This is a genomic window from Streptomyces sp. QH1-20 (genome assembly GCF_041283565.1).
Classification (GTDB): domain Bacteria; phylum Actinomycetota; class Actinomycetes; order Streptomycetales; family Streptomycetaceae; genus Streptomyces; species Streptomyces syringius.
This window is the reverse complement of record NZ_CP166299.1, coordinates 343875-360065: the sequence shown is the minus strand read 5'-3', so window position 1 is coordinate 360065 and position 16191 is coordinate 343875. Positions and strand designations below refer to the sequence as shown.

At 72.1% G+C, this 16191-nt stretch carries 13 protein-coding genes; 5 read left to right on the top strand and 8 right to left on the bottom strand.

All coding sequences use genetic code 11. The features are described 5' to 3' along the window. Positions 1–69 precede the first annotated feature (69 nt). Complete coding sequence (locus AB8O64_RS01740) at positions 70–1164, bottom strand: glutamate--cysteine ligase (protein WP_370417470.1); 1095 nt, start codon at positions 1162–1164, stop codon at positions 70–72. A gap of 511 nt (positions 1165–1675) precedes the next feature. Between AB8O64_RS01740 and AB8O64_RS01735 the strand changes: the two genes are divergently transcribed. Further along, positions 1676–1987 (top strand): hypothetical protein, encoded by a 312-nt coding sequence (locus tag AB8O64_RS01735; protein WP_370417469.1) that lies wholly within the window; start codon positions 1676–1678, stop codon positions 1985–1987. Continuing rightward, a complete protein-coding gene (locus AB8O64_RS01730; RefSeq protein WP_370417467.1) occupies positions 1984–2118 on the top strand; it encodes a hypothetical protein in 135 nt (44 codons plus the stop codon). Before AB8O64_RS01735 ends, AB8O64_RS01730 begins: the two co-directional genes overlap by 4 nt. A gap of 41 nt (positions 2119–2159) precedes the next feature. Here AB8O64_RS01730 and AB8O64_RS01725 read toward each other — a convergent pair whose 3' ends face one another. Then, positions 2160–3260, bottom strand: a complete 1101-nt coding sequence (locus AB8O64_RS01725; protein WP_370417466.1) for a M4 family metallopeptidase — start codon at positions 3258–3260, stop codon at positions 2160–2162. Positions 3261–3492: 232 nt separating this feature from the next. On the opposite strand from AB8O64_RS01725, the gene AB8O64_RS01720 reads away from it, so the two are divergent. Continuing rightward, positions 3493–4578: a cation diffusion facilitator family transporter gene (locus AB8O64_RS01720; RefSeq protein WP_370417464.1), complete on the top strand. Its 1086-nt coding sequence runs from the start codon at positions 3493–3495 to the stop codon at positions 4576–4578. A 17-nt stretch (positions 4579–4595) separates the two neighbouring features. Here AB8O64_RS01720 and AB8O64_RS01715 read toward each other — a convergent pair whose 3' ends face one another. The 3 genes from AB8O64_RS01715 to AB8O64_RS01705 are packed head-to-tail and all read right to left on the bottom strand — an operon-like array spanning position 4596 to position 9817. Beyond that, positions 4596–5165, bottom strand: a complete 570-nt coding sequence (locus AB8O64_RS01715) for an LppP/LprE family lipoprotein (RefSeq protein ID WP_370417462.1) — start codon at positions 5163–5165, stop codon at positions 4596–4598. Then, a complete protein-coding gene (locus AB8O64_RS01710) occupies positions 5162–9409 on the bottom strand; it encodes a trypsin-like peptidase domain-containing protein (protein WP_370417461.1) in 4248 nt (1415 codons plus the stop codon). The genes AB8O64_RS01715 and AB8O64_RS01710 overlap by 4 nt, the downstream gene beginning before the upstream one ends. Before the next feature lie 24 nt (positions 9410–9433). Further along, a complete protein-coding gene (locus AB8O64_RS01705; protein WP_370417459.1) occupies positions 9434–9817 on the bottom strand; it encodes a CU044_2847 family protein in 384 nt (127 codons plus the stop codon). Between the two features lie 267 nt (positions 9818–10084). Here AB8O64_RS01705 and AB8O64_RS01700 point away from each other — a divergent pair, with 267 nt between their 5' ends. Together AB8O64_RS01700 and AB8O64_RS01695 are read left to right on the top strand one after the other, a co-directional pair. Further along, the gene (locus AB8O64_RS01700) at positions 10085–10546 is read left to right on the top strand and encodes a hypothetical protein (RefSeq protein ID WP_370417457.1); all 462 of its coding nucleotides are present in this window, start codon (positions 10085–10087) and stop codon (positions 10544–10546) included. Further along, entirely contained in the window at positions 10474–12876 is a 2403-nt protein-coding gene (locus tag AB8O64_RS01695; RefSeq protein WP_370423765.1) for a tetratricopeptide repeat protein, read from the top strand. Before AB8O64_RS01700 ends, AB8O64_RS01695 begins: the two co-directional genes overlap by 73 nt. Before the next feature lie 11 nt (positions 12877–12887). Here the strand turns inward: AB8O64_RS01695 and AB8O64_RS01690 are convergent, their stop codons facing one another. From AB8O64_RS01690 to AB8O64_RS01680, 3 genes are all read right to left on the bottom strand, one after another. Continuing rightward, a complete protein-coding gene (locus AB8O64_RS01690; protein WP_370417456.1) occupies positions 12888–14129 on the bottom strand; it encodes a hypothetical protein in 1242 nt (413 codons plus the stop codon). Positions 14130–14210: 81 nt separating this feature from the next. Then, positions 14211–14882, bottom strand: a complete 672-nt coding sequence (locus AB8O64_RS01685) for a response regulator (RefSeq protein WP_370417455.1) — start codon at positions 14880–14882, stop codon at positions 14211–14213. Further along, on the bottom strand, positions 14879–16177 hold the full coding sequence (locus tag AB8O64_RS01680) for a sensor histidine kinase (RefSeq protein ID WP_370423764.1): 1299 nt from the start codon (positions 16175–16177) through the stop codon (positions 14879–14881). The genes AB8O64_RS01685 and AB8O64_RS01680 overlap by 4 nt, the downstream gene beginning before the upstream one ends. Positions 16178–16191 lie beyond the last annotated feature (14 nt).

The window sequence follows — 16191 nt, the reverse complement described above, 5'->3', positions numbered from 1 at the left end:
CCCCACCCGGTGCCGCCGCCCTTCGGCGTATCCCGCGGAACCCCGCTCCCAGCCCCGCGCTTGCGCTGCTCAGTCCGCGGTGCCTTCGAGCGCGACGAGGTCGGCCAGCGCCCGCAGCCCGCCGTCGGCCCATGCTTGCCGCTGCCGGTCGGCCGGCGTGCCGCGCTGAAGGAACTGATGCAGCAGGGAGGTCACCTCGCGGGTGTCCCCGTTGTCCTCGAGTGCGGGAGCGATGTGGTCGAGCAGCGCGCAGACAAGGTCCCCGGCGGACCGTTGGCAGCCCTGGGGGTCGATGAGTCTGCCTTCCAGACCGTGCCGGGCCGCGTGCCAGTTCGCCGCGTACAGCGCCTCCGGCAGACACGGGGGGACAGGGACCCCTGTGTTCTCCTCGCGCAGGGCGGTGGCGGCCAGCGCGCGGACGATACCGGCGAACATCGCCGCCTCCTCCGCCCTGAGCTGGACATCGAAACAGCGCACCTCGAGGGTGGGGTACCGGTCGGAGAGGCGTGCCTGCCAGTAGACCTGGCCGGTGTCGGCGATCGCCCCGGCCTTCACCAGTGCGTCCACCCGCCGCTCGTAGTCGGCCGCGTCGGCGAAGTGGGGAGGAGGCCCGCTGACCGGCCAGCGGCCGAAGACCACCGTGCGCCAGCTGGCGAATCCGGTGTCCTGGCCACGCCACAGCGGGGAGTTCCCCGCCATGGCCACCAGCAGGGGTAGCCACAGGCGGACCCGGTTGAGGACCGCCACGCCCGCTGACCTGTCGGGCATCGCCACGTGCACGTGCATGCCGTTGACCAGCTGCTCGTCGACCAGCCGCGCCCCTTCCGCGCGCAGCGCCAGATAGCGGGGGCTCGGGGTGACCGGGACCGGGATCCCGCCGGTGAGCGGCGCCGCCCCGGTGGCGGCTGCCCGGCAGCCGACGGTCGAGGCAGCGGCGCTCACCGCGTGGCGCAGCCGCAACAGGTGCCCGCCGACCTCGGCCAGGTCCTCGCACACCGGGGTGGCGACCTCCACCTGGGCCTGTAGCAGCTCCGGCTGGACCTCTTCCTCGCCCGCGATCCGCTGCAGCCCGGCCGCCGCACGCGTTTCCTCGGCCAAGGACACAGGCAGGGCGGTGACGGGGTCGAGCAGCAGGTACTCCTCCTCCACACCAATGGTCATCACTCAGCTACCCGTACCCGCACGTCGGGAGGCCAATCCCGGGCACCCTTCCGGGGCGGCCCGGGAGGGGCAGTCCCCCCGCCGACGGAGGGAGAGCGGGCGGCGTCGGCGCCCGCCCGTACTCACCCGAGTGGCGGAGCGGTCGGCTCGCCTCCCTCCATGCCCCGTCCACGCGGAGGACGACGGAGAACCCACGAACAGCACACCCGTCGTGAGCACCTGCCTCGCGCGGTGCCCGGTGGAGAGCCGCCGCGTGCGGCCGTCCAATGGTGACGCCACACCGCCGCACCGGAAGAGAGCTGATCATGGCCGTTGTAGACCCCGTGGCAGACCCCGCGGTCACCACCTCGCCCGTCGAGTCGTACAACGAGTGGGACCCGCCGAATACACCGCTCGCGCCGCCGCGGAGCTGGAGGATTTCGCGGCCCGAGTCGCCCATGGCCTGGCGCTCCCGCTACTTCGAGGCACACGCGTACCAGCGTCTGCTCATGGACTACTTCCGCCGGGGTGCCAAGTGGATCAGTGCCCCCGGCCACGGCTGCTGGACAGCCTGTACGACGAGGACTTCGACGACGAGCGTCCCTACCGCAGCGGCCGGTACGCCACCACGGAGGCGGAACCGACCTTCGACGCGGCCGACTTCGTCCGCTGCGGACGTGACCTCTTCGCCCAGCGCAGCCACGTGATGAACCTGGCGGGCATCGAATGGGTCCGCAGGCACCTCGGGGACTCCTACCGCGTCCACCTGGTAGAGGTCGCCGACCACGCGCCGATGCAGATGGTCGACAAGCGGCGAGTCGTCGTGGAGGCGGGCGAGGCCCCGTGATCGACTTCCTGCAGGACTGGGTTCTCGACGTCCTGCAGGTGAGCTTCCGCAACGTGATCCGGTTCGGCGGCTGCTTCCACTGCGTCACGGCGGACGTTCGCCGACGTGGGGAACTGCACTCGTACTTCTGAACGGCTGGGACCATGGGGGACATGGCTCAGTCGCGAAGGGATCACTTGACGTTGACCGCGGTCCACGCGGCTCCCACCGCCCGGTACTGGGCGCTGTCCTGCCCGTGGAGATCGGCGGCTGCGGCCAGCGTCGCCTGGCGCGCGCCGTGGTAGTTGACGTTTGACGTCATGCGTTCGGTGAGTGCCTTGTAGAGGATCTTCTCGGCTGCGGATCGTCCGATGCCGGTGACCGGGCGGCCGTCGTAGGTCGGGCTGTTGTAGGAGACGCCGTTGATGACCTTCTGCCCGCTGCCCTCGGCGAGCAGGTAGAAGAAGTGGTTCGCGGGGCCCGAGGCATACTGCGGATGTATCTGGCTGATGCCGGAGTACCAGTAGTCCTTGGAAGCGCCGTCTCTTGACGGCTTGTCCAGGTAACGCAGGGGAGTGCCGTCGCCCGAGATGTCGATGCCTTCGCCGATGAGGTAGTCGCCGGGGTCGGCACGGTTGCCGGCGTGGAATTCCGCGGCCACGGCGAAGATGTCGCCGATCGCCTCGCCCAGCCCGGCGGTCTCCCCGAAGTAGCCGAGGTTGGCGGTCGCCGCGATGACGCCGTGGGTCATCTCGTGCGCACCGACGTCGATGCGCGTGAGGTACCGGCGCGTCGAGGTTGCGGTGCCGTAGGTCATGCAGGAGGTGGCGAGGTTGTAGAAGGCGGCCTCGTTGCCGTAGCGGACGCGGCTGCAACCGGCCCGCCCGTCGTTCCGCATGCCTTTTCTGCCGTGCGCGTCGAGGAAGTAGTCCCAGAACACGGAGTGGATGTAATGGGCGGCCACGGCGTCCGCCTGCCGGTGGTGAGGATCGTTGTCGCACCAGACGTTGTCGTCGTCGGTGACCAGGGTGCCGGTGCCCGTCGTGCTGCCGTTCATGTCATAGGTCTTGTGGTTGCCCCGCTTGGGGTCGTTGAGCTCGTACCGCTTGGTGTCGGGGTTGTACGTGGTGTCCAGCTTGACGCCTCCCGCGCCGGTGGCGCAGCCGAAACCGACGGCGGCGTCACCGGCGGGCCGGGCGCCCGCGGGGCCGGTCTGGAGACAGGAGGCGAAGACGACGGTCGCCGCGAACAGGCCGGCGGTAAGGGTGCGACGGGGAGAGCGGGACAAGGCCATGTCGGCTCCTGGTGGCGTCGGATCCGGTGCGATTGCGCTGGCGGCCTGGATTGTAGGAAAGCGCCCCTCGACGCGCCAGGCCCCGGGAGTGCCGTTACCGGGACGGTCGGCCGGGGGAGGGGGGGAGAAGGGGGATCTGGCGGCGTGGTGCTGTTGCGAGGCAATCGCACCTGGTCACAGGGTGTATGACGGCTGTAGCCGCAATCGGATCGGTGTGCCAGTGTGGGATGTCATGGAGGGGTTTCGGCACACGCGCACCCACGACCACTACCACGACCGCGGCGGATCGGGGCATCGGCAGGGCGGGGAGCGTTCCCGCGCGTCCCGTCTGCGGCACGGGCTCGCCCATCTGGTCACCCCGCACCGCCATGAGGCCGGCGACAAGGTGGACGCGGCGATGGAGGCCTCCCGTGAGGGGATGCGCACGTTGTGGTTCTCCCTGGTCGTCCTGGGGGCGACGACCGTCGTCCAGGCCGTGATCGTCGCCCTGTCGGGATCCGTGGCGCTGCTCGGCGACACGATCCACAATGCCGCCGACGCCCTGACCGCCGTCCCGCTGGGAATCGCGTTCCTGCTGGGGCGGCGGGCGGCGAACCGCCGTTACACCTACGGCTACGGCCGCGCCGAGGACCTGGCGGGCATCGTCATCGTGGCGACCATCGCGGCTTCCGCGGGCCTGGCCGCCTACGTGGCCGTCGACCGGCTGCTGAACCCCCGTGAACTCACCCACCTCTGGGCGGTCTCCGCGGCCGCCGTGGTCGGGTTCGCCGGCAACGAGTGGGTCGCCCGCTACCGCATCCGCACCGGGCGGCGGATCGGCTCCGCCGCGCTGGTGGCCGACGGTCTGCACGCCCGGACCGACGGCTTCACCTCGCTGGCCGTCCTCCTGGGCGCAGGCGGTGCCGCACTTGGCCTGCGGACGGCCGATCCGATCGTCGGCCTGCTGATCACCATTGCCATTCTGCTGGTCCTCAAGGACGCGGCCCGCGAGGTCTACCGGCGTCTGATGGACTCCGTCGACCCCGCCCTCGTCGACACCGCGGAGACCGCGCTGCGTGGTGTCGACGGCGTGCTGGACACCGGGCAGGTGCGGATGCGGTGGATCGGTCACGCACTGCGGGCCGAGGCCGACATCATCGTCGCGTCGCACCTGACCGTAGTCCAGGCCCACGAGCTGGCCGTCGCGGCCGAACACGCCCTGATCCACGCCGTTCCCCGGCTGACCGCGGCGACGGTCCACACCGACCACCTCCCCGCCGGCGGCGACCCGCACGCGGCTCTCGCCCACCACGGCAGCCGGCCTCAGGCGCCCACGTGAGGCCGGATGAAGGCTGTTCACCAACGGGGCTTCTTGTCCAGCTGGTTCCACTTCGCGCCGGGTGGCAGGGTGAAGTCCGGCTTGAGCGACGAGCCTTCCCAGCGCCAGCGGACGTCCTTCGGCCGCCCGGACGGACAGCACTGGGGGTCGCCGGTCCTGAACTGGGGGAAGCGCACCGTGACGGTCGTACCGTCCGAGGACCGGACCGACACCACTTCCGTGGTGAGATCACCGACCTTCCTGGAGCCGTGGAAGAAGTAGAGGACCTGGCAATCGGTCACGACGTGGGGGCAGACACCGGCCACGGCCCGTAGGGGGCCGGGCTGGTCGGCAGGGTCGTTGAACACATCACTCACCCCCGCTTCAGCCATCAGCCGGCGGACCGTGCGAGCCTCGAAGTCGTCCCGCTCTCCGCTCGGCGAGGCGGAGGAGGGTGCGGGAGAGCCGGCAGGTAACGCTCCGGACGAAGATCCGGTCGGGCGGCCGGAGGACGGGCGGGCGCGTACCTCGTCCGGTGACGAGGCGCACCCCGTGGCGGCGTACAGGGCGAGCAGCGTGAGAGCGGGGACCGCTCGGGGTAAGTTCATCGCTTCACCTCTGGTTCGGGGGCCGGGCACAGCGTGTCGTCGTCACTCCCTTTCGGGAATGTCCGGCGTTCGGTCGCGGTGGGCTCGCGACCCACCAGAGCGCACAGATGCCTGATCCATCGCCCGGGGCCGAAGGGCACGGGCCGGACCTGCCTTCCGGACGCGATCAGAAGGGTCTCGCCGGATCGTGTGACCGCCATTCGCAGGTTCGTCGCGGTCTGCCGCAACTCGGGCCCCACCAGATCGGCTTGGACCAGGTGGCCGTCAGGGCCGAGGGCGCTCAGGCGTGCCCTGCGGTCGAAGGCCGCCAGATATCCGCCGCTGAAGCCGATGAGCCGGTCGCTGTTGTCGGTGCCCGAGAGGAGCCCCGTCGTCCTGCCGTCGGCGAACCGGTGCACCGTGGTCCGACCGTGGGAATCGATGAGGGCGAGACGGTCGCCGTCAGGGCTGAAGACGGCGCCCTCCGCGGTCGTGCCGGACGCCGTGCTGAACGTCCTCGTCTGTTTCCGCCGGTGGAGGTCCCGGACACCGACATCGGCGATGCCGTGCACGACCAGGGCGACCTGCCCGGTGCCGGGGCGGGGAACCAGCTCCGCCTCCGGCCGGGCCCCACCGGCGCCCGCTCGCGGAGCCGGCCCGGGGGCCGCCACCGGCAGGGGCCGGCCGATGCTCCTGCCACTGTCGACGTCCCACCGGGTGAGCATGCCGTCGCGCCACACCAGCAGGCGGCCTGCCGAGTCCGCGCCGATGGCCTCGGGCCGGTCGCGCTCGTCGGCCGACCGGGGCGGGGCGATCAGTCTCGCTTCTCGCAGGGACGGGAGCGAACGCAGCACGATGCCGTCGCTGCGGCTCTGCGCCAGGAACCTCCCCACGAAGGCGAGGCGTGCCTCGCGCGGCGCCGACTCGTCGGCGATCTGCCGACCGGTACCGAGGTCGTACAGCCGAAGCCGGGACTCCTTGTCCACCAGCGCGGCATAGCGGCCGTCGTCCCGTGACACGAGGCTCGACGCCGCTCCGTCCATGCCCACCGGAACCAGCCGGTCGTCTTCGCCCAGTGCGACAAGGGTGTTGGCGGTGGTGGTCACCACCATGCCGTTCCGCGGCCCGCCGAGTGGCAGCGGCAGCCGGTCCCGCGCGGACATCAGTCCGTATTCGGCCACCTTCTCGTAGGTGTCGTCGCGGCCGTCCGCGGTGGCTTCGGGAGCGGGCCGTACGCCCACGGAAGCCTCGGTCGCGAGGACCGCGGCGTGGGAACCGTCACCGAGCTCGATCAGATGGGTCTCCTCGAGGTTGCAGGGGGCGAGCTCGGACGCGTAGCCCGGGGTGCGGTGGCGCCCGGAGACGAGGTCGGTGAGCTGCCACGTGCCGACGTTGTCGGTGAATTCGCAGGCGAGAGCCTGTTCCCCCGACGAGGACACGACCCGGCCGTTCCCCTCGTCGGCCGGCGCGAGGGCAGTGCCGCGGACGGGACGGGGAGGGCGGCCCGACCAGATGGTCACCTCATTGGTGCCGGCTCCCGCGGCGTGCGTGGCGGCGGCCCTCCCCTCGGTGAGGACGCGCCCTTCGGTCCCCGGCCAGACGCGGGAGAATTTTTCCCGCCCCGCGGCGTCGGGCCGGATGAGCGCCGGAGCCCCGTCCGCCCGGCGCAGGTCCCAGACGACGGCGCCGAGCCCTCCGGCCGCCATGCCCACGAGCCGTAGACCCGAGGCGTCGAACGCCAGGCTGACGACACTACGGCCGGCTCCCTCCTGGACCGGGGGAACCGGGAGCGACCGGACACGCCGATGCGTTCGAGCGTCCCACAGGGCGACCTCGTCGCCGGGCACCGCGGTGGCCAGGTGACTCTCGTCCTTCGACACGGCGACGGCACGGGCGCGTCCGTCCACGAGCACCCGGGCGCGCTCCCCGCTTCCCGGGCGCCAGGCCAGGACGCGCCCCTCGCTGCTCCTCGCGGCGACGAGCCGGCCGTGCGAGCCCGTGGTGTAGGCCATCTCCTCCCCGTCGGGAGAGGGGAGGAGAGCCTGGTGGTGCCGGGTGCGGAGGAACTGCAGCAGCAGACTCTCCCAGGCCTCGGGAGTCGCCTCCGTCCGGTAGGCGGCGACAGCGGCCAGCCCCGCGGTGTCGGGCGCGGTCGCGGCGTCCTTCGCCCGCGCGGCAAGTTGCTTGGACGCGCTGGTCCTGCGCGTATCGGCGGCCTGACGACTTCTCACATCGACCACCACGACCGCGGCGACGAGCGCCAGGACCAGGCAGACGGCCAGGGCGACACCGCCGGTCCGCAACAGCGCATGGCGGCGCCTGGCGCTGCGACCGGCCAGAATGTAGGAGCGTTCCGCCTCGGTCAGGTCCGCCTTGCGCTCGTCGAGCCATCGCAGGGCGGCTTGCAGGGACCGTCGGGTGAGCAGCCCGCCGCGTTCGCGACCGCCGCGCTCCCAGAGGGCGATATGGCCCCGCAGCTCCTCCTGCCACACCCGGAACGTCCTGTCCTCGGCGACCCAGCCCGCCAACCGCGGCCACGCGCCGATCAGCGCGTCATGGACGAGACTCGCGGTCCAGCGACCTTCCGGATCCTTGTCCGAGACGAGGAGCCGGGCCGTCGAGAGACGGTCGACCACCGACTGGCGCCGTGGGGTGAGATCGTCCAGCGCCACCGCCCGCCCCGTGTGCCGTCCGGAGGCGTCCGGTCGCACCAACTGGGTGAACAACCACCGTGCGTCCTCCTGCCCGGCGGGCTCCAGACCGTCGCGCCAGACGCGTTCCGCGTAGTGGGCGAGGGCCCCGGTGACGCCACCGAAGCCCTCGTAGACCCGGTGCGTCATGAGGCCGGCGCTGCGCTGCTCCCACAGCAGGCTCAAGGTGAACTGCACCAGCGGCAAGGGCTCGGCCGCCGAGCCCACCTCGTCGAGGATGCGGCTGACCAGCCCTGCCTCGAATCCGATGCCCCACCAGCGTGCGATCGGGCGCTCGATGACCCGTCGCAGGTCGTCGACGGAGAGCCGACGCAGCAGCAGCGGGTGTTCGGTGACCATCCGGCTCAGGACGGGGTGGCGCAGCGCCGCGTCGAAGAAGTCCGCGCGGAGGGCGACCACCAGCCGCAGTACCGCCGGCCGCGCCGAGGGCCCGCCGACAGCCAGCGACAGGAGCTGTTCGAGGACACGGTCGTCCTCCTCGGTGGAGGCGATGACGAGCTCCTCGAACTGGTCGATGATCAGGACGAGTTCCCGGTGGTGTGATTCCGCGGCGCCGACGACGATGTCGGGCAGCCGTCCCCGGGCGATGTCCTCCTCGAGCGACCGCACGAGCTCATGGCCGGGCGGCGTACCGTCGGGGGAGGGCGGTGCCGTCAGCCTCGCCAGGGAACGGGCCAGCGCCGAGCCGAGAGTCGTTCCCGCCCGGGGCCGGAGCACCGCCCACGGGGTGTCCGAGCGCGCGAGCCGTGGCACCAGCCCCGCGTGCAGGAGCGAGGTCTTCCCGCTGCCCGATCCCCCCACCACCGGGACCACACGGTGGGATCCCGTCAACGCGTGCAGACGGTCGACGTCCCGTTCCCGGCCGTGGAAGACGGCGGCGTCCTCCGGCCGGAACGCTTCGAGCCCGCGGTAGGGACTGGGCGGGTCGACGGCGGAACGCAGGTCCGGCCAGGCGTCCAGGAGAGCCGACGTCGGGAGGGCGTACCCGGTGCGGCGTTCGGCGCGTGTCTCGACGGCGACGACCATGCCGACGACCGCTTCGAGCCGTAGGTCGTGGACGGGCGCGCCGCTGAACCCGCGCGCCACGGGGAATCCGGTCGTGCGGGTGTCCTCCAGCTGGAGCCACCCGCCCGCCTGGCGGGCGAGCAGCCTGCCGCGGCTCCACACGCCCATGGACCTGCCCTCGGGCAGCCCGAAGGTCAGGTAGGGGTGGTCCCACAACTCCGTCACGGGGCTGAGGCGCACGGCCCGTACGGACGGGGGCAGGGGGCCCAGCACACGCAGCCCCGCCACATCGCCCGACTCGTCGTCGGCCACCGGATGCCAGGTCACGACCTCGGCGAGGACGGGCTCGCCCGGCGCCACCAGAGGGAAGACCAAGGTGAGACGGTGCCCGATCCAGGACGCGGGGTGCGGATGGACCGCTGCTTCCACCACATGCGCACAGGTGATCACTTCACGCGGACCGACGAGGAAGGCGAGGCCGGAGGACGGGCCCCCGGCGTCGATGACGGCGATGGCTCGTTCGATGGCGCTGCCCGATGACTCCCGCATCCGCGACGTCGGATCGCCGGGGCGTCAGTTCGCCGGACGTGGGCCGTCGAAGCCCCGACCGTCCGGTTCGGCAGATGGTGGGGCGGGCACCGCTTCCCGGCGCCAGGTCAGGGAGACCTGGAGATGCCCGTCGGCGCCGGTCCTCGCGATGACCGCACCCGCTTCGGCGTTGAGACGGACACCGAACTGGATCTGCACCTCGTCCGGCCGCGCCTCCATGCTCCGGAAGCCGCTGAGGGCGGCGTCGGCCGCTCTTCGTACGTGATCGAGCGCGGCTTCGAACGACTCCGTGGTGGAGGTGATCAGATTCCCCACCCGCGAGGCTCTCGCGATCCCCGGCTCGTCCGCCTCGACCTCCACCATGATCGAGCCGTGCTCGGCCAAGTCGAAACGCAGTAGGTCGGACATGTCCCCCCCCCGTGGTGGAACACCGGGTATCAGCCTGCGCCCGTACCCAATGAGTCCTCGCGCTCTGCCTGCGGACCACGATAGGCCCGTCCCACGAACGGTGGAAGGCGTAGGCCGCGGCCCTTCCCGTTCTCCGATTGCCGCATCGCCGGGTGCGTGACGCTCCCGCGCCGATACGCTCGATTCCCCGGGCCGCGTCGCCTTGCGAGGGGCAGCGCGGAACAGGGGAAGACAGCGGGGGAGGGGACTGACTTGTTGGATCAGTCGTTGATCGCGTTGGCCTCGGCAGCCGGGGCGGCGGTGGCCTCGGCAGCGGGCACGGACGCCTGGGCGGCGTTCCGGGAGCGGGTGGCCGGTGTTTTCCGCCGTGGCGACACTTCGGGGAGCGGGCTGGTCGCCCGGCGCCTCGACCGGACAGTGGCCCAGCTCGAAGGCGCCGGCCCCCAGGAGGCCGAGCGGCTACGCGTCCTTCTCGGGGCGTCCTGGCAGACCCGGTTCGAGGACCTGCTGGAGAACCTCGGCGATGCGGAACGCGCCGAAGTCGCCGGTCAGCTGCGTGACATGGTGGCATCGGCCCGGCGGGCGACGAACGCCGTCTCGGCGGGGGACGGAGGACTCGCCGTCGGCGGGAGGGTGGACATCCGCGCCGACCACGGATCGGCGGCCGCCGGCGTCATGGGGGACGTGGCGCTGGGAAACCCTCCGCAGCCGGGTCCGGAACGGGGCTGACCGCACCCGGCGCGCACACGGCCCCGAACGTCCCCGACGCCGCCTCGGTCACCGCCCGGGACCACAGCATCGCGGCCCTGACCATCGGTCGGCTCGAATACCACGCCCCGCCACGCGCGCCGGTCCCCTGGCCACGATCGGTCGGGATCGTCCCCCGGCAGGCGGACTGCTTCCAGCACCGCGCCGCCGCCGACGCCCTGAGCGGCACGGCCGGCACGGGCGGTCCCGAGGCGCTCTGCCACGTCCTCTCCGGGACCGGCGGAGCCGGCAAGACCCAGCTCGCCGCCCACCACGCCCGCACCACCTGGGAAGCCGGGGGTACGGACCTGCTGGTGTGGGTCACCGCGACCGACAGGGCCGCGATCCTGAGCGCCTACGCCGAGGCCGCCGCCGCGGTGACCGGCACCGACGACACCCGGCACCTCGGCACCGACGACCCCGAGCGCGCCGCCGCCCGCTTCCTGAACTGGGCACAGTCCACCGACCGCCGATGGCTGATCGTGCTGGACGACGTGGCCGACCCCGCGGACCTGAGCGGCCTCGGCGGCCGGCTCGCGCTGTGGCCCCCTACGCACCCGCGGGGCCGGACGGTGGTCACCACCCGCCGCCGCGACGCCGCCCTGCCCGGCGACCGCGTCGACGTCGGCCTGTTCACCCCCGCCGAGTCCGTCGCCTACCTCACCGCGAAGCTCGCCGCGCAGGACCGCCGGGAGGACCCCGAAGACATTGCGGCGCTCGCCCGCGACCTCGGCCGGCTGCCGCTCGCCCTGGCCCAGGCGGCCACCTACCTGGTCGACCTCCACCTGAGCTGCGCCGAGTACCGCGCCCGACTGGCCGACCGGGCCCGCACCCTGCCCGACCTGGTACCGGAGGACAGCGGTCTGCCCGACGCCCACCGCGCCACCGTCGCCGCCACCTGGTCCCTGTCCGTCCAGCACGCCGACCGGCTGCGCCCGCGCGGCCTGGCACGGCCCATGCTGCAGCTGATCGCCCTGCTCGACCCCAACGGCATCCCCACCACCGTACTGACTTCGCCCCCGGCCCTGGCCCACCTCTTTGAGCGACGCACCCCCGGCCAGGACGGACACCGGCCGGGCCACCCCATCGGCATCGAGGACGCGGCGGACGCCCTGCGGTGCCTGCACCGGCTCAGCCTGGCCGACCACACCCCCGGCACACCCCACCAGGCGGTGCGCGTCCACGCCCTCGTCCAACGCGCCACCAGGGAGACCCTGCCGGAGACCGCGCGCGACACCCTGGCACGCACCTGCGCGGACGCCTTGTTCACCGCCTGGCCCGACACCGAACGTGACACCGCCCTCGCCCGGGCCCTGCGCGCCAACACCGCCGCCCTCACCGCCTGCGCCCCCGGCGCCCTGTGGGAGCCCCGGGCGCATCCGGTGCTCTTCCGCACCGGAGACAGCCTCGGTCACGCCGGTCTCGTCATCTCTGCCGTCACCCACTTCCAGGACCTCCACGCCACCGCCTGCCGGCACCGGGGCCCGGACCACGCCGACGCCCTCCAGGCCCGGCGCCGCCTGGCCTGGTGGCGGGGCATGGCCGGGGACGCGGCGGGCGCGGCCCTCGCATATCAGGAGCTGTCGGCCGACGAACTGCGGCTGCTGGGCCCCGACCACGCCGACACCCTGGACACCCGGCACGCTCTGGCCTGGTGGCGGGGTATGGCGGGCGACGCCGCCGGCGCCGCCACCGGCTTCGCGGAGCTCCTGGCCGACTACCTGCGGCTGCTGGGCCCCGACCACCTCCACTGCCTGGTCACGCGCGGCAACCTGATCCACTGGCGGGGAGAGGCGGGCGACGCCGTCGGCGCCGCCACCGGCTTCGAGGAACTGCTGGCCGACCATCTGCGGGTGTTAGGCCCCGACCACCCCGACACCCTGAACGTGCGTCATGGCCGCGCGTGGTGGCGCGGGGCTGCGGGGGACGCCGCCGGTGCCGCCACGGCCTTCGAGCACCTTCTGGGCGACTACCTCCGCGTCCTGGGCCCCGACCATCCCACGGTCCTGACCGCCCGCTCCGACCTCGCCCACTGGCGGGCCGAAGCGGGCGACGCCGCCCACGCCGCCGCCGCGTACCGGGAACTGCTCACCGACAGCCTTCGGGTGCTGGGACCCGATCACCCCAACACCCTTCACGCCCGCCGTGGACTGGCCCGCTGCCAGGGGGCGGCCGGTGACGCCACCGGCGCGACCGCCGCCCTGGAGGAGCTGATGGCCGACTACCTGAGGGTGCTGGGCCCCGACCACGCCGAAACCGCCAATGCCCGCGTCGAGCTGACCCGATGGCGGGATGGTGCCGCCCTCGGCTGAGGGCACCGGTGTCAGGGCGAACGCTTGAGGTGAGTGACCAGCCGGTCGAGCACGTCGGGGTGGCTTGCCAGGGACAAGTGGTCGACGCCCGGGTTGTCGGTCAGGCTGAAGTCGTGGCACGGCATCGCCCGCCAGGCGAGCACCGCCTCGTTGGTGATGTCCTCCTGGTTGCCGTCGCCGTCCCGGGTGAGGAACTGGTCGCCGCCGACGATCTGCCCCGGGGACAGGTTCGCCAGCCGCGCTCCCACGGCGGTCGGGAGACCGGAGCCCTTCTCGGCGTACACGTCGACATCCGGGAACGATCCGGCCTCGGTGAACGCGACGAAGCCGATGTAGTGATCGGCGATCTCCTTGGCCACCGGCAGCTTCGCGTCGGTGAACAGCTTCGCGTGGTCGCGTGGTGTGTAGGAGACGCCGGTCGAGGTGTCCTGGACGACGACCTCGCGATCGCCGAAGATCTTCGGGTCGGCGGCACCCATGTACGTCGACGGGGCGCCGGCGTGCATGCGTGCGCTGCTCGCGGCGTTCTCCTTGGTCGTCGGGTAGCTGAAGTCCCTGGTGTTGAGCCCGGTGAAGGGCAACGAGTAACTCAGCCCCTGCCCGGGGAGGTTCCCCGCGATCGGGGTGAACCCCTGGATGTACTTGTCCCGCCAGGCGCGTGTGGTGTGGGTGAGCAGATAGTGCGCGTAGACGGGCCCGTTCGAATGGCCCACGAGATGCACGCGGCGGTTGCCGTTGTCCCGGTAGGCGGTCTCGACGAGCCGGCGGGTCCGTTCGAGGAAGCCGCCGATGTCCGGGGTGAGCCGGCTGTCGTAACCGGCGACCCGGATGTCGGTGTCCCGCCGGTATCCCTCCGCTTCGAGCCGACGGTAGAGCGGCTCGTAGAGCGGCGCGCTGCCGGTCTTGCCGTAGTCGATGACCCGGACGTCGACCCCCGCCAGGTTCGAGAAGCGCGCGGACATCGGCTTCGACGGATCCGCGTCGTAGCGAAGGGTGAGCAGCCGGTCCTGGCAGACCTGACTGAACACGGTGCTCGGGCGGTCGTTGCCGTACCAGTCCTCGAAACTGCCCGACCGGGGGCACTCGGGTGCCCCGGTCTGCTGGTCGACACTCACCTTGAGCTTGGTCGCGTGGAACGCGGGGAAGAGCACGACCGGGGCTCTGTCCGGTGGTGACGCGTTGGCGGTACCCGGTGCCGAGACCAGCACGATGAGCGCCGCCGCCACACCCCGAAGCCAGGACTTGCCGAACATCCGTGACCACCCCCGTCACTTGAGACTCTCGTTCACCTTAGCCATGTCTCCTCGCGCCAGTGGGGTGTTTCGCCGCACCGCTCAGTAGCCTGCCGGGCGCACCAGTCCCGTCTCGTAGGCGAAGACGGCCGCCTGGGTACGGTCGCGCAGGCCCAGCTTGAGCAGGATCCGGCTGACGTGGGTCTTCACGGTCTGTTCCGCCACCACCAGCCGCTTGGCGATCTCCGCGTTCGACAGGCCCTGCGCGATCAGGGACAGGACCTCCGTCTCGCGTTCCGTCAGGTCACCGACGCGTTCCTTGAGCGGGGCGCGCGGGGCGCCGCTCATGCGGGAGAACTCGGCGATGAGACGCTTGGTGATGTTCGGCGCGAGCAGGGCGTCACCGTCCGCCACGACCCGTACGGCCTGGGCGAGTTCGGCGGCGGAGGCATCCTTCAGGAGAAACCCGGAGGCGCCCGCCCGCAGCGCCTCGTACACGTACTCGTCGAGGTCGAAGGTGGTCAGGACGAGGACCTTCACGGTGGCATCGGCCGGTTCGGTGATGAGGCGCGTCGCCTCGATGCCGCCGAGTCCGGGCATCCGTATGTCCATCAGGACGACGTCGGGGTGCAGTTCGGCGACCTTGGCGACGGCGTCGAGCCCGTCCACCGCCTGCCCGACGACCTCGATGCCGGGCTCGGCGTTGAGCAGCACCGTGAAGCCCTGGCGGACCATCATCTGGTCGTCGGCGATCAGCACGCGGATGGTCGTCATGGGGTGTCCTCGGCAGGTTCGGCGGGCGCGGCGGGGGGCTGTACGGGCAGGATCGCGGTGACTTCCCAGCCGCCGTCGGGGGTGGGGCCGGTGGCCAGGTCGCCGCCCAGCATGGCAGTGCGCTCGCGCATGCCGAGCAGGCCGTGGCCGGTGCCCGGCGAGGCCGGGGCGGGCCGGTCCGGTGCGGTGTTGGTGATCCGCACGGTGACCCCGGCGGAGCGGTACCCGATCTCCACCCGGACATCGGCGCCGGGCGCGTGCCGTATCGCGTTGCTGAGCGACTCCTGCACGATGCGGAACGCCGACAGCTCGACGCCCGGTGACAGCGGGAGCGGGTCCCCGCTGGTGTGGCGGGTGACCGTGAGCCCGGCACTACGTACGTTGCCGAACAGGTCGTCCAGCCGGTCGAGGGTGGGCTGCGGGGCGTGCCGTACGGTCTCCGGGAGCGGGTCCTCGGAGCGCAGCACGCCGAGCACCTGGCGCAGTTCGGTGAGTGCCTCGACGGCGTTCTCACGGATGCCCGCGAGGTTCTCCTTCAGTTCCGCGGACGGGTTCTCGACCAGGTGCGGGGCGACCTGCGCCTGGATGGAGATGACCGACATGTGGTGCGCGACGACGTCGTGCAGCTCGCGGGCGATCCGGTTGCGTTCTTCCAGGAGCGTGCGCCGGGCCCGCTCCTCCGCGGTGAGCTCCTCCTGCTCGACCAGTCGCGAACGGGCCACCGCGCGGCCGCGCAGCGCGGCGCCGATCGCCGTCGCGGCGACGAAGACCGGGACGGCCACATCGGCGTCCTGGTAATAACCCGTCTGCGGTGGGCTCGCCAGGCAGACCAGCCCCGACAGCGAACTGATCACCAGTACCGTGACCGAGGCCCGTACACGGACCCGCAACGCCACCAGGAACAGCACCCCGGCCTGCACACCGATCCCGCCGTGGGTCCACGGGAAGGGCATGGCGAACCTGGTGTCGGCCAGGGACTGGGCGGCCACGAACGTGGCGAGCGTCGTGGCCCACCAGGCCGGGACCGGCCGGTACATCGCGACGACGAGGGCCACCGACTGGACACAGGCGAGCGCAAAGCCGAGGTCTTTGCTCAACTGGTAGTCGAACATGTAGTCGTTGGCGTTCAGGATCAGCAGCAAGCCCGCCACCAGCGCCAAGGGCACGGCGAGCGCGGGCCGCCATTCCAGCCAGCTCGTCCGTCGCGCGTGGGGCGGCGGGGCGGGGGCGGCCGTCCACAGGTCCTCGCGCAGTGCGCGCGCCACCGCCCGTACGCCCTTCGACCACTTCGCCATGTTCTCCCCCTGTA